We start from the raw sequence: 21,149 nt of genomic DNA, 5'->3' as shown, positions 1-21,149 counted from the left end.
GGGCGCCCCCCTCGCGCCCCCTCCCTCCTGCGTCAGCGGGCGGACAACGTCAGTTCCGGCTCGCCGTGGGCGTCGCCCGCCAGGTCGCCGATCCTCGCCGTGAACGCCTCGGTGCGTACCGTCAGTCCGGCGCCGTCGCGCGCGAAGGCCGCTGTCAGGACCGCTCCGGGGCCGTAGCGGACGGCGAAGGCGTGCAGGTCGCCCGGTGCGTCCGGGACGGGGCCCGCCTCCAGGGCCGTGGAACTGACCAGGTGGCGCCAGCCTTCGTCGGGGTTGCCGTAGCCCCGCGGGTCGGCGGCCAGGGCGAAGGCGGCCTGCTCCTGGGTCGTCTCCGAGCGGGCGTCGAAGTGGTCGACGCCCTCCGCCTCGGGGTGCGTCAGCCGCAGGGCGCCCACGGAGGTCACCTCGCCCTCGGCCGTGCGGCGCACCCGGTCGCCGTCGTCCTCGGCGTAGGGCAGGCCGGCCAGCAGGTAGGGCGTGCCGGGGAGGCGTTCCACGGTCACCGTGGTCCACAGGCTGGTGCCGTCGGTGACGTACAGTGACTGGAGGTGGCGCAGGACGTGGTCACGGCCGACGACGGGCTTGGTGACGAGCTTGGCCGTGAGGCCGTCGGAGCGCACGTCACGGACCCGGACCTCGCCCATGGGGCGGCACAGCAGGAAGCCGTCGACGACGGGGCCGAAGCCGTGCTGGCGGTTGACGGCCGCCGGCAGGTAGTAGGTGCCCGCCGCCTCGACGACCGCGGGAGTCATCTTCGAGTCGAAGGCCACCGAGACCTTGCCCGCGCGCAGTTGGTGGCGGGCGGTGGCCGTGGACGGCTCCCGGTGCCAGCGCGAGGTGTCCTGGCTCTGCCAGACCAGCATCCAGGCGAAGTGACCGTCCACCCCGCCGTCCTCCTTGACCGCGTGCCGGGCCCAGCGGCTGTCGGCCCGGTAGCGGCCGAGGTCGGCGCCGATCCGGGCGCCGAAGTAGCGCAGGCCGAGGACCGACTCGAAGGCGGAGTGCTGCTCGCTGTAGCGCGGGCCGCCGTTGTCGAAGCCGCCGTTGGTCAGCCGGGCGTCGAGGTAGCGGGCCAGCGTGTCGCCGTCCTCGGCGAACATCTCCTCACCGCTGATCCGGTGGGCCTGGGCGAGGAAGGACAGGGAGATCGGGCCGTAGTTGTTGTCGTACGCCCCGCCGTGCTCGGGCGGCAGCAGCGCGCCCCGGTCGCGGACCCGGTGGGCGCGGATCTCCTCGGTGTACAGCCGGAGCGCCCGCTCGCGGACCGACTCCCCTTCCCCGTCCGGCAGATGGTTCGCCAGCATCAGGCCGCCGACCACACAGCCGATCGCCTGGTTGCCGGCTTCCTGCGGGTTGAAGAAGGTGGCCTCGGTCAGCCAGCGCCAGTAACCGCGGGCCACGTCGAGGAGTTCGGCCCGCTGGTCGTCGTCGACGAGTCCCTCCGCCGCGTCCAGCACGTTGACCGCCTGGAGCAGCGCCCACACCGTGCTGGGCCAGTCGCCGATGGGGTGGGCGCCGGGGGCCAGGGTGTAACGGGCGTACGGCAGACCGGAGTCGCGCACCCTCAGGTTCGGATAGCCCGGGTTGTCGTCGGTGTACACCCGCTCGCGCAGGTGGAAGGCGAGGCTGCGGGCGACGGCCTCCGGCAGCCTCGGGTCCTTGCCGCGCTGCCAGGCGTGGGCGAGCAGCGAGGTGATGCCGAGGGAGGTGTCGCCGATGTCGTCGTCGCAGTCGGGGTGTTCGAGGTTGCCCTCGGGGGTGAGGCGGGCGAGGGCCTGCTCGGTGACGTCGGCGAGGACGGCGTCGTAGGCCTCCGGGGTGTCCGGCAGGTCGTGCAGCGGCGCGAGCTGGCGTGGGAGGTGCAAGGAGATCAGCCCTTCATGCCTGGGAGGTGGCACGCAGTGTGAGGGTCAGTGTCTGCGGCCCGTGCCCACCTAGGTAGACGCGGTTTCCGGTCGTAGCGTCGGTGCCGCCGACCACGGTGTAGTCCTGCCCGGGGTCGTAGCGCAGTACGTCGCTCCGGTCCGGTCCGGCGAGCGGTTCGCCCGTCTCGACGGCGGCCTCGACCCGGATCTCGTCGTCGCCGACGCGGTAGGTCAACGGCTCGGACGTCAGACACCAGCTTCCGTCGCCGAGCGGTACGGCGCCCTGCGGCTCGCCGCCCGGCCGGAAGGTCAGTTCGAGGGCCCAGGGCACCGGCGGGCCGCTGATGTCGATCCGAAGGTCGGCCCCGTCCTCCCGCAGATCGACCTCGACCCGGGTCGTGTGGGAGATCTCGTCCTGAGGGCGGTCGGGGAAGGCCATCGCCGCGGAGAAGCGGCCCTCGTCCACCAGAGGGTAGGCGCCGTCGTCACGCCTCCGGTCCTTCGGGAGCGGCTGGTAGTAGGCGGTGGTGAGGGTCTGGGTGAGCCGGTACCGGTTGTCGGCGAGCTGTTCCATGTCTGCGGCACGGAACGGGCCCAGGTCGAAGAACACCCGCGAGAGGCGGACCGCGTCGAGGACGGCGGCACCGGCGAATAGGCGCAGGAAGGTGGGGTTGCAGGCGAGGCCCGAGCGGATGCGCCGGTGTTCGGGCACGTCGGAGCCGCCGTACACCACGGTGTGCGCGGTGGCCGAGACGTGTGCGGCGAGACGTGCGGTGGGGAGGTACCGGTGGCGGGGGAGCTGCTCCGCGTCCGGGGCCGGCAGGGCGCGGCACAGATCCGGGGTGAGGAGGGTCTGGGCGAGCAGGTCGGGGTCGTCGATGCCGTCGGCGGCCGCCAGGCGGGCCGCGCGGGCGAAGTCGCCCCGGCCGGTGCGGATCGCGAGCAGCCGGTAGTGCGGCAGGTAGGGCCAGAGCGCGAACGAGAGCCTCTGGTCCTGGCGGCGCGAGTGGACGGTCTCCACCGTGCCGTCCGGCCTGATGAGGTCCAGCGTCGCGGCGAGGTTCCGTTCGACGACGTCCCGCAGATCGGCACGGTCGAGTACGTCGGCGAGGAGCAGCAGCGACGGATTGGCCACGATGGACGCGTAGACGGCGCTGCGTTCGGAGTAGAGGCCCTCCGCGTCGATGTCGACGCCCTCGGCGAGCCACTCCTCGGCGCGGGCGAGCAGCCGGTCGTCGGGGAAGGACCGGTGTAGCCGGGCCAGGGCCGCGCTCAGCTCCCAGCGGTGGTTCGGGGTGTGCACCCCGCCGGTCAGGAGCGGGACGGTGGCGGCGCCCGCGATGTCGGCGAGCGCCGCCGTGACGTCAGCCAGTTCCGGCCCCGCGCCCGCGGCGAGGACGTGCGTGTCGCACACGTCGTTGACGGTGAACGCGGAGTCCGGCGGCGACTGCGCGTTGTCGCCGCCCGCGAAGAGGCCGGAGGCCGTCTGCAGGGACCGCAGGGCACGGAGATGGGTCAGCGCGGCGGCGACGGCCCGCTCGCTGCCGTGCAGGGCCGACTCCGGCGAGAGGTACGCCGCGACCAGGGTCTTCACCCGCCGGGCCAGGGCACGGTGCGGCCCGATGAATTCCGTCGACGGGTCGGCCGCGAGCAGGGTTGCCGACCTGTCGGCGGCGAGCGCCGCTGCGCGGACGAACGCGTGGTCGAGCGGGGAGGGCAAGGTCAGTCCTTCAGTCCGGCGTTGATGTCGGCGCCCATCACATAGCGCTGGAAGACCAGGAAGATCGCGATCAGCGGGATCATGGAGATGACCGACGCGCCCAGCAGGACCGACCAGTTGATGTTCTGCGCGCCGACGATGCTCTGGATGCCGATCTGCACGGTGAACTTGTTGGGGTCGTTGAGCATCAGCAGCGGCCAGATGTAGTCGTTCCACCGCCACTGGAAGGACAGGATGGCGAGGGTCAGCATGATGGGCCGGGAGAGCGGCACCATGATCCGCAGGAAGATCGACAGCTCCTTGGCGCCGTCGATGCGTGCGGCTTCCACGAGTTCGTCGGGAACCGTCAGGAAGAACTGGCGGAACATGAAGCATCCGGTCGCGGTGAGCACGGCCGGGAGGATGATGCCGGCGAAGGAGTTGTAGAGGCCGAGGTTGCGGACCACCAGGAACTCGGGGGCGAGCATGACCTCGCCCGGCAGCATCGTGGTGGCCAGCATGCAGAGGAAGAACGCCTTGAGCCATCTGTTGTCGTACTTGGCCAGCGCGTACCCGGTGCAGCAGCTGACTCCCACCGTGAGGATCGTCGTGATCACGCACACGAGGGCCGTGTTGATGAAGTACTGGGAGAAGTTGGCGCTGTCCCACGCTGCCCTGAATCCGGACAGGGTGGGGTTGTGCGGGACCAGCGTCAGCGGATAGGAGAACAGGTCGCTGGCCGGCTTGAAGGAGCTGAGGACGAACCACAGCACCGGGAACCCGTACAGGCACGCCATGATCCACAGCAGTGTCGTCGCGGACACCGCCTGCCGGAGCCCTCCGGTGGCCGTTTTGCGGGGCCGCTTCTTGGACACGCTCCGTCCGGAGCCGACGTCGGCCGGGCGCGGGATGTCTGTGGTTGTCATCGGTTCTCCACCCGCCGGTTGACCATCAGCTGGACGACCGCGACGGCCATCAGGATGAGCATGAGCACGAACGACGCGGCACTCGCGTAGCCGATCTGGCCCCGCTTGAAGCCGGTCTCGTAGATGTACTGGACGAGCAGGTTGTTCGAGGTGCCGGGTCCGCCGTTGTTGAGGGCGACGAACACCGGGTACTCCTTCATCGAGTTGATCGTGTTGAGCAGGATGACGATGAACGAGGTGGGCGCGATGCTCGGCAGGGTGATGCTGAAGAACTGGCGCCAGGGACCGGCGCCGTCGAGCGAGGCGGCCTCGTAGTACGACACGGGGACGTTCTTGATCGCAGCGATGAACAGCAGCATCGTGAAACCGGTCCAGGCCCAGGCCGCCGCCATCACCACCACGAGCAACGAGAGGTCCGCGTTCGACTGCCACGGAACGGCGTCTCCGCCGAACTTCTCGATGACGTAGTTGACCAGTCCGAAGTTCTCGCCGAACATCCACCGCCACAGGACACCGACGACGATGGGCGACAGCAGCCACGGGATGAAGAAGACGACACGGGCGACCGACCCGCCCTTGGCGTGCTTGCTCACCACCAGGTTGGCGGCGAGCAGCGAGACCACGAAGTTCAGCGGGACGAAGAGGACGGTGTACAGCAGGGTCCGGGTCAGCGCGTCGTAGAACGTGGAGTCCCCGAACAGGTTCTGGTAGTTGTCCAGCCCGACCCACTGGAACACCCCCACGCCCGTGTAGTTCGTGAAGGAGTAGACGAGCCCGATCACCGCCGGCCAGACGAAGAACAGCGCGAAGAGCACGACGTTGGCCGCGATGAGGACGAGCGGCGCAAGGGTGTACTTACTGCGTCTCCTGGGCGGACTCGGCGGGCTCACAGACACGTCCGAGGCGCGTTTTGTCATCTTCCTGACTCCGTGCTGGTGGAAGGGATTGCGGTGGGCTCAGGCCGTGAGCCCGGCATCACGTGGTCGGCCGGGGCCGGGCGGCGGGGTCGGGACGCCGCCGCCCGGGCGCTTGGGGCCTGTGATCAGCCGCCGACCTGCTGGTTGTAGCCGTCCACGATGTTCTGCAGGGCCTTGTCGGCCGACTGCTGGCCGTTGATCGCCTTGCCGAGCTCCGTCTTGGTCGGGTCCTCGGTGATGCTCTTGCCCTTCAGCACCCACTCCGTCTGCGCGTTGTTGAAGTAGCCGGAGATCGGGGCGTAGAGCGGGATCTCCTGGTTGTAGAGCTTGAACGCCGCCTGCGCCGCATCGGACTTGAAGGGGTACGTCGGGTTCAGACCGCTCTCGACCGGCAGGAACCCGGACGCCTCGCACAGGGCCTTGTAGTGGGCCGGCTCGTACAGCCAGGACAGGAACTTCGTCGCGGCCTTGGACGCGTCGCCGTTGTTGTTGAAGCCCACCACCATGCCGCCGCTGTTGACGTCACTGGCCTGCACCGGCTGGGCGGGGGTCGGGACGCTCGCCCACTCGAACTTCTTGATGCTGTCCGCGAAGGAGGCGACCTGCCACACGCCGGACCAGTAGGCGACCACGTCACCGCTCTGGAACATGGCGGACGGGTCGGCGCCGCTCGTCCACACCGACTTCGGCATGGTCTTGTCGTCGTTCCATCCGACGAAGGTGTTCACGGCCTTCTTGGTCGCCGCGTCCACGGAGAACTTGCCGGAGTCGTCGGCGTGGACGTACTTGCCGCCCATCTCGTACACCATGGCGCGCAGTCGGGAAGGCGACTGGTCGAAGGTCAGGGAGTACTTGGCGCCGGTCTTCTCACGGACCTTGTTGGCCGCGGCGATGAAGTCGGTCCAGGTCCAGGTCTTCGACGGCTCGGTCGGGAAGGAGACACCGGCCTTCTCGAACAGCGACTTGTTGATGAACAGACCGGACGCCGTGACGTCCGAGGGGATGGACAGCACCTTCCCGGACGAGTCCTTCGCCAGGAAGTTGGCGTTGATGTTGTTGCTCTTCTTGTTGGCGATGGAGCCGAGGTCGAGCAGCTTGCTCGACCAGATCGGGTCCAGCGCCGGCACGGCCGCCACGTCGGGCAGGGAGTTCGCCTGCGCCGCGTTGTGCAGCTTCGTGGTGTAGCCGTCGTAGGGGATGTTGACGAGCTTGAGGTTGACGCCGGTTTCCTTCTTGTACTGCGCCACCATCTTCTTCCAGCCCGCGTCCTGCCCCGGAACCGTGGAGATCCAGAACGTCAGGGACTTGGAGGTCCCGCCGGAGCCGCCGTCCCCGCCGCAGGCGGTGAGCGTCAGAGCACCTGCCGTGAGAGCGGCAGCGAGGGAAACCAGGCGGCGCGTGCCGCCGCGGCCGAGACGGCGAGAGCGCCGCACACCCACAGTGGTCATCTTCGATCCCTTTTTTTCGTCGTAGGGGACGGAGCACGGCGCCGATCTTGGCGGCACTGGTGCAGTTTGCAGGAGGTTTGCTTTCCGAGGGCGCGGCCTCGCCCGGCCGCGTCATCCTGGCGGGCAAGGGTCCCCGGCCGCTGTGGCCGCCACCACACGGGCACGCCCTCGTGTGGTTGCCGTACGTCGAGTACGGGCGGGACGCTCGCCCAAGCCGGCGTCCCGGCCGACTTAGAAAGCGCTTGTCCGGACATTGGCAGACCGAGTCCGAACCCGTCAATCCTTCGTCCGCGCCGCCTCGGTCACGGTTTGGACTCCTCTCGCCACCGCGAGGCGGGCGGCGCCCACGACGGTACCGAGATCACCGACCTGGCTGCTGACCACCTCGGTGGGCCAGCTGAGCCGCTCCAGCTCGGCCCGCACACCGGGCAGGAGCTGCGGATACGCGCCGGTACTGCCGCCCAGCACGAGGAGTCCCGGGTCCAGTACCGCGGTCACGGCGGCGGCCAGCCGGCCCACGTCCACGGCGTGTCTGGCGACGACCGCGTCGGCCGCGGCGCTGCCCTGTCCGGCGAGGGTGAAGAGCTGCTCGGCGGTACGAGGGCGGGCGCCGTCGGATTCCGGCCAGGCCTCGGCGGCCCGGCGCAGCAGGGAGCGGGACCCGATGTACTCCTCCAGGGCCTCGTGCCGGGGCTCCAGGTCGTCGTCCCAGGGGTAGGGCAGTCTGGCGAGCTCTCCGGCGGCGCCGTTGGCCCCGGCCAGCACCTGTCCTCCCACGACGATGCCGAGACCGATACCGACGCCGATCCGCAGGTAGCCGAAGGTGTGACGGCCGCGGGCCGCGCCCTCGTGCAGTTCGGCGAGGGCTGCGCAGTTGACGTTGTTCTCCAGGTGGACGGGGACTCCGGGTGGCAGCGCGACGGTCACCGCGTCGAAGACGGGTCCGGCCTTGGCCGTGGCGGGGCGCATGCGCTGCGGCGGGGTGACGTCACCGACGGCCACCACGATGGTGCGCAGCGGGGCGTCGGCGGGCAGCGCGGACAGGGCGTCGCGCACCACGTCGGCGGCGTCGTCCCGGGGTCCGGTGGCCTCGGCGAGCAGGGTGCCGTCGAGGGCGCAGCCGCGCACCCGGGTGAGGGCGGGGCCGAGATCGACGGCGAGCACGGCGCCCGCGGCCGGGCCGAGGCGGTACACGGCGGCGCTGCGGCCCGTACCGCCGGAGGAGGTGCCCGAGTGGGCCGCGAGATGGACGCCCTCCAGTTCGGCGACGGCGGAGGAGACGGTCGGCTTGGACAGGCGCGCGAGGCTCGCCAGCTGCGGCCGGGTCGCGGTGCCGGCCTGGGCCAGCACCGCGAACACCGCGCTGGCGCTCTCGGTCAGACGGGGGGCTCTTGCCACGTCGTGTTCCACACTTCCCCCAGGTCACAGGCCGCTCTCCCGGGCCGAGCGGCTCGGCGGGAGGCGGCGTCGGGTTGCTCCGGCGTCCTGCGTTCCCGCCCGGGACGGGGAGCCCGGGAAGTCAGGTGCGGGACGCCTATTGACAGGCACTGTACTTCGTTAGTTAACTTCCTAACGAACGTCACGGTACTCGCCTGCCGTGGTCCGTCAGAGGCCCGTCCCGGGGCTTCGCTAATGCTTCAACTGCCTTGCCCTCAGACACGGTTCGCCCACCGTCGCAGCACACAGCGCAACGACGAAAGAGGTTCCGTGCAGGACACCGCACCCCTGGTTGTCGGCATCGACGTGGGCGGCACCAAGACGCAGCTGCGCGCGGTCGCGGGCGACACCCCAGTCGCCGATCACGTCCGGTCCAGCAGCGGCTGGCGGCCCCACGACCCGGTGGCCGCCGCCGGCTGGCTGGCCGCGCTGGCCGCCGACGCGCTTCCGGCGGGCGCCCGCCCGTCCGCCCTCGCCGTCGGCGGCCACGCCTGCGAGACCCCGCGCCAGTGTGCGCAGATCCGCACCGCTCTCCAACCGCACTTCGACGCGCCCGCACTGGTCGTGGGCGACGCCGAACTGCTCGTTCCCGCGGCGGGACTGGACAAGGGGGTCGGCCTGGTCGCCGGCACCGGTTCGGTCGCCGTGGGCCGGTTCGCCGACGGCACACCGGTCCAGGTCGGCGGCTGGGGCGCGCTCCTCGGCGACGAGGGCGGCGCCGCGGGCCTGGTCCGCGAGGCCGTCCGAGCCGTATGGGCGGCGCACGACCGCGGCGAGGAGCCCGACGCGCTGGCGCTCGGTCTGCTGTCCGGGTTCGACGTCCCGGACGTACCCGCGCTCGGCGCCGCGCTGGAGTACGCCACGGCCGCCTCCGCCGACTGGGGCCGGCACGCCCCGGCCGTGTTCACCGCCGCCGAGGCCGGATCCCCGCTCGCCCGCACCGTGATCGCCGAGGCGGGCCGCGCCCTGGCCGCGCTCGTCGAACGGCTCGCCGCCCGCGGGGTGGTGGTCGACGACGTCGTGGTCGCGGGCAGTACCGTCCTCGCCCAGCCTTCGCTGTACGACGCGTTCGTGTCGGCGCTCGCGGACGGCGTACCGACGGCACGACCGCGTCCCCTGCGGGCGCCTCCGGTGGACGGCGCGGTGGCGATGGCCCGTTCACTTCTGTGACATCCGCCGGCCGCCGAGTCTCCTCCGGTCCGACATGACTCGCCAGTAGATCTACGCTCACGACTTTCAGAAAGCGCATTCGACCCACGCGTCGTCCCGCGCATCATGAGTCACACCCGCACCAGCTCCCCGGCCGTACGGCCGCAGAACTCAAGAGAGGCCCACCCATGCCGTCTTCCGCCGGGCAGCACTCCCCCGCGCCGGTCACCGAACGTGCCATGCGACGCAGGGGATTCCTCAAGACGTCCCTGGGCGCCTCGGCCGGGGTCCTGGCCGCGCCGACCCTGGTCAGCTGGCTGGCGGCCGCGGACGCGAAGGCCGCCGCCGCGACCCTCGCGTTCGTCGACGACTACAAGACCAACCTGTCGGCGAACCGCACCCCCGAGACCAACGCGGTCGTCCGGGCCCTGGACGGCTTCGCGCAGATATGGAAGACCGGCGACGCCTGGAACACCGGCATCCCGCTGCGTCCCGACATCCTGCGCGCCAACGTGCGGTACTGCATCGACGTCACGACCCGGCGCACCCCGGCCGAGGCGAAGCTGGCGTTCCTCTACGACCGTATGCACCAGAGCTACTCGACGATCGACGGCCTCGGCCCGCTCTCCGCCCTGTACAAGGCGGGCGCCAAGGCGGTCACGTCGATCACCAGCGCGCCCGACGGCACGCCCCCGACCACGATCGACGACGCCGTGCCCGCGAACGCCCCGGCCGGCTCCGCGCTCGGCGCGGGCTCCCACGACTCGGCACTCGGCAAGGTCGCCGAACTGGTGGACACCCTGCGCGGCAACTGGGCGTCCGGCAACCCGTCGAAGTACGCCTATCTGTATCCGCGCCCGTGGCGCATGAACGAGGACAGCCAGGTCGTCGACACCGGCAAGAAGGACGACCTCGGCTACCCGGTGTACGACTCGAAGGTGGTCGTCGCGCCCCAGCTGCTGCGCCAGCGCAGCAGCTCGCCGGCGGACGACGGCGGCTTCCCCAGCGGCCACACCAACGCCTACCACCTGGCCTCGCTGGCCTACGCCTACGCCGTGCCCGAGCGGTTCCAGGAGCTGGTCACGCGCGCGATGGAGCTCAGCCACACCCGGATCCTGGCGGGCATGCACTCGACGGTCGACGTCATGGGCGGCCGGATCATGGCGACCGCCCTGGCCGCCGCCACGCTGGCGGACCCGGCGAACGCGGAACTCAAGGCAGCGGCCCGCGCCCAGGCACTCGCGTACTTCACCCAGCAGACCGGCACCACGGCCGACACCCTGTTCGCCTACGCCCACTCGGACCCGGCCGACGCCTACGCCGACCGGGAGGCGAACCAGCGCGCCGTCACACCCCGCTTGACCTACGTGCTCAGGCGGGAGGGCCACGGCAAGCCCCTCACGGTGCCCAAGGGCGCCGAGGTGCTGCTGGAGACCCGGCAGCCGTACCTGGACGCCGCCCAGCGCCGTGCGGTGCTGCGGACCACCGCGCTGCCCTCCGGGTATGTCCTCCTCGACGGCTTCGAGCAGTGGGGCCGGCTCAACCTGTTCGCCGCGGCCGACGGTTACGGCTCCTTCGAATCCGACGTCACCGTCACCCTGGACGCGGCCAAGGGCGGCTTCCACGCGGCCGACTCCTGGCGCAACGACATCGACGGCTGTGGCTCGCTGACCAAGCGGGGCAGCGGCACGCTCACCGTGACGGGGCACAACCGGTACACCGGCGGGACCGTGCTGAAGGAGGGCGTGCTGGTCGCGGGTTCGGCCCACGCGCTCGGTCACGGCGATGTGCGGGTGCAGGGCGGAAAGCTGGCGCTGGGCGGCGGATCGCTCCAGGTCCACGGCACGTACGCGCAGGAGTCCGGCGCGCTGGAACTGACCCTGCGCTCGGGCCAGGAGCCGGTCCTGGAGGTGACCCGGCGCGCGGTGCTCGGCGCGGGCAGCGTGCTCTCGCTGAAGCTTGACGCGAAGAACCCTCCGAAGGCGGGGCGCACGGTCCGCGTTCTCGGCTGCCACGGCCTGCGCGGACAGTTCGACCGCGTCGAACTGAACTCCGACACCCTGCGGGCCGTACCCGTCTACACGACGGAAGGTCTGTCGGTACGACTCCTGAAGCGGTGACGCCCGCGGGGCGGGAGCTGATGCGAGAGTGGCCCTCATGAGGTGCCTCCGGATCGCTCCCGCCACGGCCAGGCCGGTCTCACCGCGGGGCGGATGATGGCGAGCGAGCAGCAGACGGTCCTGGACGCGGTTCCCGAGTCCGGGGCCCACGACGACGAGGTACGGCGGCCGCGACCGGTCCGGCGGTGGCTGGTGCCGCTCCTCGTCGTCGTGCTGCTCGCGCAGATGGCGGCCGCCATGGTGACGACCGCCGTGCAGCAGACGCCCACGATCGACGAACCCGTCTATGTGGCCACGGCCGCCGAGTACCTGCACGGTCAGGGCATCCGCTACAACCCCGAGCACCCGCCGCTCGGCAAGCTGGTGATCACCGTCGGGGTGGCCATCGCCGACCCGCACGTGGACACGGCGTTCGACGGGCCCCAGATCGGCCTGGGCCCCCATCTGCTGTACGAGTCGGGCAACGACCCCTGGCGGCTGATGTTCTGGGCCCGGCTCCCGGTGATCGTGCTGACGCTGCTGTTCGGCCTTGTCGTGTTCGCCTTCGCCCGGGAACTCGCCGGAAGGGCGGCAGGGCTCGCCGCGCTCGCCCTGTACACCTTCTCCCCCGACGTCGTCGCCCACGGTTCGCTCGCCACGCTTGACGTGCCGATGGCGGGCTTCCTGCTCACCTCGGTGTGGCTGCTCTGGCGGGCCCGCGTACGCCCACGGCTGTACGTGCCCCTCGCCGGTCTGGCGCTCGGCGCGGCCCTGGCGACCAAGATGAGCGCGCTGTCGGCCGTGCCGGTCCTGCTGGGGCTGGCCGCTCTCTCGGTGTGGACCGCGCGTCGCGGTGACGAGAAGCGCCGACGGCTGCTCCACGTGCTCGCCGGGGCCGCGGTCCTGACCCTGGCCGCCGTAGCCGTCGTATGGGCCTCGTATCTCGTCGTCGATCCCCGGCTGCGGTGGACGTCCCAGGACCAGGTGCCGGTGGTGCACGGGCTGCGTGGGCTCCTCGTCGAGCTGCTGCCGTTCCCCCAGGCCTACGCGGACGGGATGCGGATCCAGTTCCACTTCGAGAACTACCCGTGGGAGGGCTTCCTGTTCGGGCGGGTGTACACCGGGCACCTCTGGTACTACCTGCCCGCCGCCCTCCTGGTGAAGACGCCGCTGGGCCTGCTCGCGCTGTGGGCGGCGGGTGCCGTCGTGCTGGTGGCGGTACGGCGGCTGCGGCCCGCCGCGCCGTATCTGCTGGTGCCCGCCGCGGTGCTGCTCGCCTCGGCCATGACGGGCTCACGCGACTTCGGCACCCGGTACGCGCTCTTCCTGCCGATGTTCCTGACGGTGGCCGCGGGCTGTGTCCTCGCGGTGCGCCGACGCTGGGCGACGATCGCGACCGGGGCACTGGTGCTGTTCGTCGCGGTCAGTTCGCTGCTGACCTTTCCCTTCTATCTGCCGTACTCCAACGAGGCGTTCGGCGGACCGGCCCGCACCCATCTGCGGTTGCACGACGCCAACGTCGACTGGGGCCAGGACCTCGGCCGGCTCGCCGACCGGCTGCGCGAGCGCTACCCGGGCGAGCGGATCTGGCTCGTCTACAAGGGCAGCGGGGTGCCCTCCGCCTACGGCATCGAGGCCTCCGACCCGCGCGAGGCACCGGTGGGCGAGGTGCGCGGACTCCTGGTCGTGTCGGACTCCTCGGTCGCCAAGGCGAGGGGCCGGCTGGCCGAGTTGATCGACAGCAGCCGTCCGGTCGACGAGGTCGGTCACTCGATCACCATCTACCGCCGATGACCCCCGCGCCGCGCGTGCCCCGCCCCCGCTCAGTGGACCGCCTGCTGGAACCCCTCGGCGCTCACGTGCGGCATCGCCCCGCTCGTCACGCGGTAACGGCCGTTGGGCACCCGGTCGGAACGGGAGATGTGCACGGTGAGCGGCCCCGCCCACTCGTAGCCCTGCCGCTCGCCGTGCCGGGCCAGGCTGTCCGTCAGCTCCTGGCCCACATCGCTGCCCCGGCGCACCAGTTCGTCGTAGGCGAAGTCCGCGAGCTCGACGTCGTACGCGTTCGGGACCACCACCCTGCTCTCACTGCACACCACCACGTTGCTGTCGCACTCGCGGCGCAGCGCGTCGAGGAGTTCGACGGGTTCCCGGCCGACGACCCGCGCCCACAGCGCCTCCCACCCGTGCTCCATTGCCTGTTCCAGCGCGCTCAGCGCACCCATTGCGTCTCACCTGCCGAAAGCTCTGGTTTCCCGTCCGGTGTCATTCCTGGGCGAAGTCGTCGGGTTCCACCCGCGCTTCCTCGAACGCCTCGCGCAGGGTGCGTCCGCTGCCACCGGGGGCGGGGGCCTCGCTCTCCTCGCGGTGGTCTGCCAAGAGGCCGTCGGTGGTGCCGGTCTCGCGCCGGTTCTCCTCGGGGACTGCCATGCGGGGCTGCTCCTCAGGTGTCGTCGAAGGTCTTGCCCAGCGGCGGGTTCCCGTTCGGGCGCCGCGTACCCGTCCCGATCCACGCTCGCCGGACGCCTTGTACAAGCGCTGGTCATCGAGGTGTGTGAGCTATGTTGACTCCCCGTGGCAGACAAAGGAGGCGCCCCGGTGTCATCGCCGCAGCAGGCACGCGCCCAGGCATCCGCGATCACCTCGGGAAAGACCGCACCGGAGGCCGAGGCCGCCCCGGCCTCCCAGCTCAGGACACTCTTCGACCGGCCCCGCCTCTCCCCCGGGCAGCGGCGCATCGCGCAGTACCTGATCGAGCACATCACCGAAGCGGCGTTCCTCTCCATCACCGATCTCGCGGATCGCGTGGGCGTGAGCCAGCCCTCGGTGACACGGTTCGCCGCGGCCGTGGGCTTCAGCGGCTACCCCGCCCTGCGGGAGAAGCTCCAGGCCATCGCGCTCGGCACGCTCGCCGGCGGACCGGTCGCCGACGACGAGTCACGGGGCAACGAACTCCAGGCCGCGGTCGACGCGGAGATCGAGAACCTGGAGAACCTGCGCCGCGACTTCGCCGACCCCGACCGGATGATCGAACTCGGCCGCAAGCTGTCCGAGTCGACCCCGCTGACCATCCTGGGCCTGCGCATCTCGGCGTCCCTGGCCGAGTACTTCGCCTACGCGGCACGCCGTATCCATCCCGACGTACGGCTCGTCACCCGCGGCGGCAGCGTCGCCTACGACGCTCTCCTTCAGTCACGCGAGGCGGGCGGCACCTGGGTGCTCGCGTTCTCGATGCCCCGGCACGCCCAGGAGACCCTCACCGCCCTGCGGGTCGCCCGCAGTGCCGGACTGAAGATCGCCCTCGTCACGGACCTGGCGCTCGGGGACGTGGCCGACGAGGCGGACGTCCTGTTCTCCACCGGCACGGGCTCCCGGCTGGTCTTCGACTCCTACGCCGCACCCGGTGTGATCGCCGCCGCCCTGCTCCAGGCCATGACCGACGCCGACCCCGAGCGCACCCAGGCGCGGCTGGAGGAGTACGAGCAGATCTCCGACCAGCACCAGTTCTTCCTCAGGGACTGACCCCCTCCCACCCCCGCCATACGCCTCACACCAGGCCTATCCGCAATAAATCGAGCATGAATGTTTTCATACGCCTTGCCAAGCGCTCGGCATATATAAATACTGCTCACGGATCACCCCCGGACCACTCCGGGACCGTCCGCACCCCTGTCCCCGTCCCCACCCCCACACCGCCCGAGAGGGCTCCTGTTACGGACATCCCGGGCCGTCGTCACCTACCCGCGTCGGCGCTTCGGGGTGTTCGGTAGGGCCTCGCCTGCACGCGAGCCCGTGGCGGCCCCGGTCATCCCCTAGACCGGGGCCGCCCAACCACGTCGGACCACCCGCCACGACGCCGCACACCCGGAAGCGAACACCATGGCTCTGATGACGACCACGCGCACCACCACCCGTCCTGGCCCGGACTGGCCCTGCCAGGTCAAGACGCCCGGCAGCTACGACTGGGAGCGCTCCGCGGTCAAGTGGCTGCGCGAGCTGGTACCGGCGCGGTACGCGAGCTATCCGGCCCTGATGCGGCACACCGTCCTCCTCGCCCGGCACGCGCAGATCCAGGTCCAGCACGAGATCCGGGTCGCCCGCACCGCGCTGCAGACCGCCCGCGCGGACCTGCCGGCGCTCGGGCTGCCGGAGTCGGTCATCGAGCACACGATCAAGCTGTACGCGGCCGAGGTCCTCCAGCTCCAGCACATCGCCCGCAGCATCCGGGCGGTCACCCAGGCCCTGGTCGACCACCAACACGGGCGCTGACCCTCCCGCAGGGCATGACCCACGCCGTACGTGGGACCCGTGGTGAACATGAGCACCACCGACGTACGACGCGGCGATCCCGTCACCACGGTCCTCACCTGGCAGGTGCGCCCTGGCCGGGAGCAGGAGTTCGAGCGCTGGACGCTCGGGATCACCCGCTGTGCCCGGCGGTTCCCCGGCAACGAGGGCGTCTCCTGGCTGCGTCCCGAGGACGGCCACCGCTTCCACGCGGTACTGCGCTGGTCCGACTCCAGCCGGCTCGGCGCCTGGCTGGAGTCGGACGAGCGGGCGGCCTGGCACGCGCGGATCGACGGCATCGCCACGGAGCTCGGCAGCGAACGGCAGTCGACGACGGGGCTCGAGACCTGGTTCAGTCTGCCCGGCACCACCGTGCGGCCCCCGGTCCGCTGGAAGATGGTGCTGACCACGTTCCTCGGCGCCTTCCCGAGCACACTGCTGATCCAGTGGCTGGTGGCGCCCCACACCGCCGCCTGGCCCCTGCCGCTGCGGGCCGCGGTGTTCCCGGTGGTGCTGCTGCCGGTGCTCACGTATCTGGTGATGCCCCTGCTGAGCCGGGTGCTGCGACGGTGGCTCTACCCGCCGCCCGACCACTGACCCGTGACGAACCGGGGGCCCGGCCGGTTTCGTCAACCGCCGGTGTCACCGGTGTGTGGGATGCGTGTTCACAACTGTGCGATCGGCACCTGGCCCATGTGCAATGCTCAACACGTGACGAGCGAGTCAACCGGCCCTACGCACGCCGGCACCGCGCCCGACATGGCCGCGCTGGCCAAGGTCGTGGCCAGACAACGTGCCGAAATGGACCGATTGCGGGACCAGGCCGTCACCTCGGCGGTGATGGAGCGTGCCAAGGGCGCGATCATGGCGCTGACCGGGTGCACTCCGGACGCGGCCGGCGAGGATCTGCTGCAGCGCGCCAAGGCCGGCGACCGCACGCTGCTGGAGGAGTGCTGGATCACCCTCGGCTCCCTGCCCCCACTCGGCACCACGACGGAATCCCGCGTCGGCGGCGACGCTCCCGGCGCGACCCCGCCCGCGATCCCCGCGCCGACGCATCCCCCGTCCGTCCGGCCGAATACCGCCGTTCCCGCCGGACGGGACACCTGTGACCTGGACGACGGCTTCACCGCGCTCGGCCGCCTCGGCAAGGCCCTCGTCCATGTGGCCACCGCCCAGGACCTGGCCGGCTGTCTCCTGGAGGAGCTCAGGGCGGACGTCGACGCGGACGCGCTGCTGCTCTTCCGTTCGCTGCGGACCGGAGGGCTCGAACTGATCGGCCATGCCGGCATCGACGCCACGCTGGCCGCGCAGTGGGCGCGGGTTCCCCCGCTGAGCGGCGTCGCGGCGCTCGAAGCGCTCCGGGCTCGGGAGCCCCGCTGGCTGGAGGACTTCGCGACGGACCGGGACCGGCACCTGCTGATAGGGAACCCGCCCGAGCGCTGGCTGTCCCGCGCCTGGCTGCCGGTGCCGACCGGCGACGAGGCCGAGGTCTGCATCGGGATCCTGCGCGCGCGAAGCGGGCCGTTCTCCGCGCAGGACCGACAGCTCCTGCGGGCCGTCGTCCGGCTGTGCGCGGGCTGGCTGCGGTCCTTCGGCGCCCGGTCGGAGCACAGCACCGCCGCGGCGGCCGCCGCCGTCCAGCCCGTGTTCGACTCGCTGCCGGGCTCGGCGATGCTCCTCACGCCGCTGCGCGGCCCCGCCGGAGAGGTCGAGGACTACCGCATCGACGCCGCCACCGAGCAGGCCGTCGACGTCGTGGGCCGCACCGGCAGGCAGCTGCTCGGCCGACGCATCCTCGAGTGCTTCCCGAGCATCGCGGACGATGCGGTGTGGCACGGCTGTCTGCGCACCCTGACCACCGGCGAGCCGTTCGAGGGCGAGCCGTTCGCCTACCAGGAGGTCGTGGACGGCGCCGCCGAACTGTCCACCTACGCCCTGCACGCGGCCCGCCTCGGCGGCGCCCTGGTCGTCACCTGGGTCCGCCACGACTCCTCCGACCGGCAGGAACAGCGCCTGGCGGACGTGCAGCGGCTGGGGAACCTGGGCTGGGCGAACTGGAACCTGGTCACCGGCGAGGGCAGCTGGTCCTCCCAGACCTTCCTCGTCATGAGCCGGGACCCCGTGCTCGGACCGGTCCGGCTGGCCGACCTTCCGGGGCTCGCACTGCCCGAGGACGCTCCGGTGCTGGCCCACGCCGTGCGGGAACTCCTGCGCTCGGGGCGCCAGTTCGACGTCCCGTTCCGGATCCGGGCCGGGGACGAGGTCCGCCATCTGCGGATGGTCGCCGAAGTGGTGACGGACACCGAGAACGAACCCGTGGAGGTGCACGGGTTCGTCCAGGACCTCACCGCGCAGCGCAGCGCCGAACTCGCCCTCGTCGAGAGCGAGCAGGAGATCGTGACGCAGCACGGGGTGCTGCACGCCGAGCGGACCCTGGCCGCCCGCCTCCAGCACGCGCTGCTGCCCCTGCCCACCCGGCCGGTCCGTCTCGCCGGCCTGCGGGTCGAAGTGGCCTATCTGCCCGCCCATTCGGGGATCCACGTCAGTGGCGACTGGTTCAGCAGCATCGAACTGCCCGACGGCGACGCCCTGTTCGTGGTCGGGGACGTCGCCGGACACGGCATCGACGCCGTGGCCACGATGGCGCAACTGCGCTTCACCGCCAAGGGCATGGTCATCACGGGCTCGTCGCTGACCGGGGCGCTCGCCCGTCTCAACACCCTGCTGCTGCACTCGCGCGACTCCCACGGCACCGCGACCATGGTCCTGGCCCGCTACGACCCCGGCGAGCGTTGCCTGGTGTGGGCCCAGGCCGGTCATCCGCCACCGCTGCTGGTACGCGGTGGAGAGGTGCGCTATCTGGACCGCCCGCTCGGCATACTGCTGGGGGCGTGCTCCGATCCGGACTTCCAGGAGGCACGCTGCGTCCTGGAGCCGGGTGACCGCGTGCTGTTCTACACCGACGGCCTGGTCGAGCGGCCCTCGGAGGGCATCGACCTCGGTCTGGACCGGCTCGCCGCGGCCGTCGCGGTCCACCACACGGACGAGCCCGGCTCCCTCGCCCCGCTGCTGGCCTCGGTGCTGGAGGGCGAGCGGCGCGACGACGTCTGCGTGGTGGACATCCGGGTGCCGTCCGGGCCGGAGTGAGCCGCCGGAACCACGCGCGGTACGGGCGTCCTGGCTCAGTCCGCCGGGTGGCCGGGCGAGATGGAGGTCGCGTCCGACAGCCGCAGCAGCCTCGCGCCCTCGGTGTCCTCGCCTCCGCCCCACGTCTCCGGTTCCAGGACGAACCCCACGTGGTCGCCGCCCTCGACGCGCAGCACGACCGTGCCGACGAACCAGGCCGCGGCCTCGTCCAGCACGACCGCCCCGCCGGCCTCCTCCCGCCAGCGGACCCGGGCGAACTTGTCCGTGCGGTCCCCCGTCTCCCCGCCGAACAGCTCGGCGAGGCCACGCTGTTCGCGGGTGAGCAGATGGACGGCGAGGCGGGGCGCGGTCCGGGCCACCCGGTAGGTGCGGTTGGCCTTCGACAGCCACACCGCGTACCGCACGGGCTCGATCGAGCACTGTGAGGCGAATCCGACGAGACAGCCCGCGCGGTCGCCGTCCGCAGCGGCGGTCACCACACACATGTCGGGGTCGAGCCGGTCGATGAACGCGTCCATGCCCGCCATCCTCCCCGATCAGCCTCCCGTGCGGGACTCCAGGTCACGCCGTGTGTCGTCGCCGTACACGCCGTCCTCGTCGCCGCGGATGCCGTACCAGAGCTGGAAACGGGCCACGGCTTCGGTCAGGGTCGTGTCGTAGGTGCCGTCGGTGGAGCCGTTGTCGTACACGTTCGGGATGTGCCGCAGACGTTCCTGGAGGTCGCTCACCTCGGGGCCGCTGTCTCCCTGGCGGAGCGTGCCGGAGCCGTCGGGGTCGGTGGCGCCGGAGGCCGTCGGGGTGGGTGTGGGGGCTGCGGACGGGGTCGCGGTCGGCCGCGGGGCCGCCGCGGCGGTGGTCTCCCCCCGGTCCGCGAGCAGGAGCGCGCAGCCGAAGCCGATCACCGCGGCCGCGGTCACGGCCATCGCGATCGCCGTACGGCGCAGTCCCGGCACCCGGCCGCGGGGGATGTCGCGGGAGCGTCGCGTGCGGTCGTGGTCGTCCCTGACGGGCGGCAGTTCCTGGGTCGACTCCTCGGTTCCCGACGGCGGCCCGGGCAGGGCGAAGGAGTCGTATCCGACCGGGGAGCGGGGCGGCATGTCCTTCATCAGCTCCGCGAGCGCGTCGGTACGGCGCGGACGCAGCACCCTGATGGGTTCGAGGGGCGTCCGGTCCGGCGGCGCCCCTCGGTCGGACGGTGTCGGCATCCTGGTCTCCTTCCGTCCCGCGCACACGGGTCTGAACCGGCCCCCGGCAAGTGATACGGCGCCGCGGGTCCGGGAGTTCAGCGCACGGAGAACAGCACTCAGTTCCCTGGGGGACTGCACCCAGTGCCATATGGCGGTTCAGGTGCTACGTTCGCGACCATGAGCTCCACCAAGCCCGCCATGCGGGACGCGCTGGTCGCGGCCGCCTTCCAGTTGTTCCTGGAACGGGGTTACGAGCAGACCACCGTCGATGACATCGTCACGCTCGCCGGGGTCGGGCGCCGCTCGTTCTTTCGGTACTTCCCGTCCAAGGAGGACGTGGTCTTCCCCGACCACGAGCGGTGCCTCACCGACATGACGGCCTTCCTGGCCGCGAGCGACCCCGGGTGCGACCCGCTGGAACGGGTCTGCGAGGCGGTGCGGCTGGTGCTGCGCATGTACACCGAGAACCCGACCTTCTCGGTCCAGCGCTACCGCCTCACCAAGCAGGTGCCGGGGCTGCGCGCCTATGAGCTGTCCGTGGTGTGGCGCTACGAGCGCTCCTTCGCCGAGTATCTGCGCGGGCGCCTGAAGGGGCTGCACGACGGGACGCTGCGGGCCGACGTGATCGCCGCCGCCGTGGCCGCGGCCCACAACAACGCCCTGCGCTCCTGGCTGCGCTCGGACGGGCAGGGCGACGCCGAGGAGGCGGTGGAGCACGCGCTCGGCTATGTCCAGGCCGCTTTCGGGGCGGCCGGAGCGCCCGCCGCCGACGCGCCGCCCGAGGACGTGGTGGTGATCGTCTCCCGCCGCGGCGCCCCCATGTGGCGCGTGGTCCAGGAGATCGAGTCCACGCTCGACCGGGACTGAGCCGCGCCGGAACCGGCCGGAGGAGCCCGCGAGCCGCCCGCCCAAAAAGAGGGTACGCAGTACCTTTACGGCCGACACTCAGTGCCATACGCTGACGATGTGCACGGCGGCACGAGGA

18 protein-coding genes are annotated in these 21,149 nt (G+C 71.4%); 8 read left to right on the top strand and 10 right to left on the bottom strand.

Annotated elements, in window-relative coordinates; all coding sequences use genetic code 11:
- Nucleotides 1–32 precede the first annotated feature (32 nt).
- The 6 genes from H293_RS0107400 to H293_RS0107375 form a co-directional block, all read right to left on the bottom strand.
- Nucleotides 33–1,865: a hypothetical protein gene (locus H293_RS0107400; RefSeq protein WP_020117244.1), complete on the bottom strand. Its 1,833-nt coding sequence runs from the start codon at nucleotides 1,863–1,865 to the stop codon at nucleotides 33–35.
- 13 nt (nucleotides 1,866–1,878) lie between these two features.
- A complete protein-coding gene (locus H293_RS0107395) occupies nucleotides 1,879–3,585 on the bottom strand; it encodes a hypothetical protein (RefSeq protein ID WP_020117243.1) in 1,707 nt (568 codons plus the stop codon).
- A 2-nt stretch (nucleotides 3,586–3,587) separates the two neighbouring features.
- Nucleotides 3,588–4,490 carry a carbohydrate ABC transporter permease gene (locus tag H293_RS0107390; RefSeq protein ID WP_020117242.1) on the bottom strand — a complete coding sequence of 301 codons (903 nt, stop codon included), beginning with the start codon at nucleotides 4,488–4,490 and terminating at the stop codon, nucleotides 3,588–3,590.
- Entirely contained in the window at nucleotides 4,487–5,407 is a 921-nt protein-coding gene (locus H293_RS0107385) for a carbohydrate ABC transporter permease (protein WP_028807636.1), read from the bottom strand. The genes H293_RS0107390 and H293_RS0107385 overlap by 4 nt, the downstream gene beginning before the upstream one ends.
- Nucleotides 5,408–5,532: 125 nt before the next feature.
- Nucleotides 5,533–6,855, bottom strand: a complete 1,323-nt coding sequence (locus H293_RS0107380) for an ABC transporter substrate-binding protein (protein WP_020117240.1) — start codon at nucleotides 6,853–6,855, stop codon at nucleotides 5,533–5,535.
- Nucleotides 6,856–7,131: 276 nt separating this feature from the next.
- Nucleotides 7,132–8,253: an ROK family protein gene (locus H293_RS0107375; protein WP_106968277.1), complete on the bottom strand. Its 1,122-nt coding sequence runs from the start codon at nucleotides 8,251–8,253 to the stop codon at nucleotides 7,132–7,134.
- A 309-nt stretch (nucleotides 8,254–8,562) separates the two neighbouring features.
- On the opposite strand from H293_RS0107375, the gene H293_RS0107370 reads away from it, so the two are divergent.
- The 3 genes from H293_RS0107370 to H293_RS0107360 all read left to right on the top strand — a co-directional run bounded on the left by H293_RS0107370 (nucleotide 8,563) and on the right by H293_RS0107360 (nucleotide 13,334).
- Nucleotides 8,563–9,462: an N-acetylglucosamine kinase gene (locus H293_RS0107370; RefSeq protein WP_020117238.1), complete on the top strand. Its 900-nt coding sequence runs from the start codon at nucleotides 8,563–8,565 to the stop codon at nucleotides 9,460–9,462.
- Nucleotides 9,463–9,629: 167 nt separating this feature from the next.
- A complete protein-coding gene (locus H293_RS0107365) occupies nucleotides 9,630–11,561 on the top strand; it encodes a phosphatase PAP2 family protein (RefSeq protein ID WP_020117237.1) in 1,932 nt (643 codons plus the stop codon).
- Between the two features lie 93 nt (nucleotides 11,562–11,654).
- Entirely contained in the window at nucleotides 11,655–13,334 is a 1,680-nt protein-coding gene (locus tag H293_RS0107360) for a phospholipid carrier-dependent glycosyltransferase (protein ID WP_397895338.1), read from the top strand.
- Nucleotides 13,335–13,363: 29 nt separating this feature from the next.
- On the opposite strand, the gene H293_RS0107355 is transcribed toward H293_RS0107360, so the two are convergent.
- Together H293_RS0107355 and H293_RS59110 are read right to left on the bottom strand one after the other, a co-directional pair.
- Complete coding sequence (locus H293_RS0107355; RefSeq protein WP_020117235.1) at nucleotides 13,364–13,765, bottom strand: DUF3662 domain-containing protein; 402 nt, start codon at nucleotides 13,763–13,765, stop codon at nucleotides 13,364–13,366.
- A gap of 40 nt (nucleotides 13,766–13,805) precedes the next feature.
- Nucleotides 13,806–13,970, bottom strand: coding sequence for a hypothetical protein (locus H293_RS59110; protein ID WP_020117234.1), 165 nt, complete (start codon nucleotides 13,968–13,970; stop codon nucleotides 13,806–13,808).
- Nucleotides 13,971–14,138: 168 nt separating this feature from the next.
- On the opposite strand from H293_RS59110, the gene H293_RS0107345 reads away from it, so the two are divergent.
- The 4 genes from H293_RS0107345 to H293_RS0107330 all read left to right on the top strand — a co-directional run bounded on the left by H293_RS0107345 (nucleotide 14,139) and on the right by H293_RS0107330 (nucleotide 18,977).
- On the top strand, nucleotides 14,139–15,062 hold the full coding sequence (locus H293_RS0107345; RefSeq protein WP_020117233.1) for a MurR/RpiR family transcriptional regulator: 924 nt from the start codon (nucleotides 14,139–14,141) through the stop codon (nucleotides 15,060–15,062).
- A 366-nt stretch (nucleotides 15,063–15,428) separates the two neighbouring features.
- Nucleotides 15,429–15,809 carry a hypothetical protein gene (locus tag H293_RS0107340; RefSeq protein WP_028807635.1) on the top strand — a complete coding sequence of 127 codons (381 nt, stop codon included), beginning with the start codon at nucleotides 15,429–15,431 and terminating at the stop codon, nucleotides 15,807–15,809.
- A 48-nt stretch (nucleotides 15,810–15,857) separates the two neighbouring features.
- Complete coding sequence (locus tag H293_RS0107335; protein ID WP_033415301.1) at nucleotides 15,858–16,424, top strand: antibiotic biosynthesis monooxygenase; 567 nt, start codon at nucleotides 15,858–15,860, stop codon at nucleotides 16,422–16,424.
- 162 nt (nucleotides 16,425–16,586) lie between these two features.
- Complete coding sequence (locus H293_RS0107330) at nucleotides 16,587–18,977, top strand: SpoIIE family protein phosphatase (RefSeq protein WP_028807634.1); 2,391 nt, start codon at nucleotides 16,587–16,589, stop codon at nucleotides 18,975–18,977.
- Nucleotides 18,978–19,012: 35 nt separating this feature from the next.
- Here H293_RS0107330 and H293_RS0107325 read toward each other — a convergent pair whose 3' ends face one another.
- Together H293_RS0107325 and H293_RS0107320 are read right to left on the bottom strand one after the other, a co-directional pair.
- Nucleotides 19,013–19,504, bottom strand: a complete 492-nt coding sequence (locus H293_RS0107325) for a flavin reductase family protein (protein ID WP_028807633.1) — start codon at nucleotides 19,502–19,504, stop codon at nucleotides 19,013–19,015.
- A 9-nt stretch (nucleotides 19,505–19,513) separates the two neighbouring features.
- Nucleotides 19,514–20,182 carry a peptidoglycan-binding domain-containing protein gene (locus H293_RS0107320; RefSeq protein WP_020117228.1) on the bottom strand — a complete coding sequence of 223 codons (669 nt, stop codon included), beginning with the start codon at nucleotides 20,180–20,182 and terminating at the stop codon, nucleotides 19,514–19,516.
- A gap of 159 nt (nucleotides 20,183–20,341) precedes the next feature.
- On the opposite strand from H293_RS0107320, the gene H293_RS0107315 reads away from it, so the two are divergent.
- The gene (locus H293_RS0107315; protein WP_020117227.1) at nucleotides 20,342–21,031 is read left to right on the top strand and encodes a TetR family transcriptional regulator; all 690 of its coding nucleotides are present in this window, start codon (nucleotides 20,342–20,344) and stop codon (nucleotides 21,029–21,031) included.
- Nucleotides 21,032–21,149 lie beyond the last annotated feature (118 nt).

It is taken from the genome of Streptomyces canus 299MFChir4.1, assembly GCF_000383615.1.
Classification (GTDB): domain Bacteria; phylum Actinomycetota; class Actinomycetes; order Streptomycetales; family Streptomycetaceae; genus Streptomyces; species Streptomyces canus_C.
This window is presented reverse-complemented; position numbering and strand designations above follow the sequence as displayed.

Bases quoted from the DNA above. Each gene is read 5' to 3' on its own strand.
- H293_RS0107365 (WP_020117237.1), top strand. From the start codon at position 9,630: ATGCCGTCTTCCGCCGGGCAGCACTCCCCCGCGCCGGTCACCGAACGT.
- H293_RS0107315 (WP_020117227.1), top strand. From the start codon at position 20,342: ATGAGCTCCACCAAGCCCGCCATGCGGGACGCGCTGGTCGCGGCCGCC.
- H293_RS0107390 (WP_020117242.1), bottom strand. From the start codon at position 4,490: ATGACAACCACAGACATCCCGCGCCCGGCCGACGTCGGCTCCGGACGG.
- H293_RS0107340 (WP_028807635.1), top strand. From the start codon at position 15,429: ATGACGACCACGCGCACCACCACCCGTCCTGGCCCGGACTGGCCCTGC.
- H293_RS0107335 (WP_033415301.1), top strand. From the start codon at position 15,858: ATGAGCACCACCGACGTACGACGCGGCGATCCCGTCACCACGGTCCTC.
- H293_RS0107380 (WP_020117240.1), bottom strand. From the start codon at position 6,855: ATGACCACTGTGGGTGTGCGGCGCTCTCGCCGTCTCGGCCGCGGCGGC.
- H293_RS0107330 (WP_028807634.1), top strand. From the start codon at position 16,587: ATGGCCGCGCTGGCCAAGGTCGTGGCCAGACAACGTGCCGAAATGGAC.
- H293_RS59110 (WP_020117234.1), bottom strand. From the start codon at position 13,970: ATGGCAGTCCCCGAGGAGAACCGGCGCGAGACCGGCACCACCGACGGC.
- H293_RS0107325 (WP_028807633.1), bottom strand. From the start codon at position 19,504: ATGGCGGGCATGGACGCGTTCATCGACCGGCTCGACCCCGACATGTGT.
- H293_RS0107360 (WP_397895338.1), top strand. From the start codon at position 11,655: ATGATGGCGAGCGAGCAGCAGACGGTCCTGGACGCGGTTCCCGAGTCC.
- H293_RS0107320 (WP_020117228.1), bottom strand. From the start codon at position 20,182: ATGCCGACACCGTCCGACCGAGGGGCGCCGCCGGACCGGACGCCCCTC.
- H293_RS0107385 (WP_028807636.1), bottom strand. From the start codon at position 5,407: ATGACAAAACGCGCCTCGGACGTGTCTGTGAGCCCGCCGAGTCCGCCC.
- H293_RS0107355 (WP_020117235.1), bottom strand. From the start codon at position 13,765: ATGGGTGCGCTGAGCGCGCTGGAACAGGCAATGGAGCACGGGTGGGAG.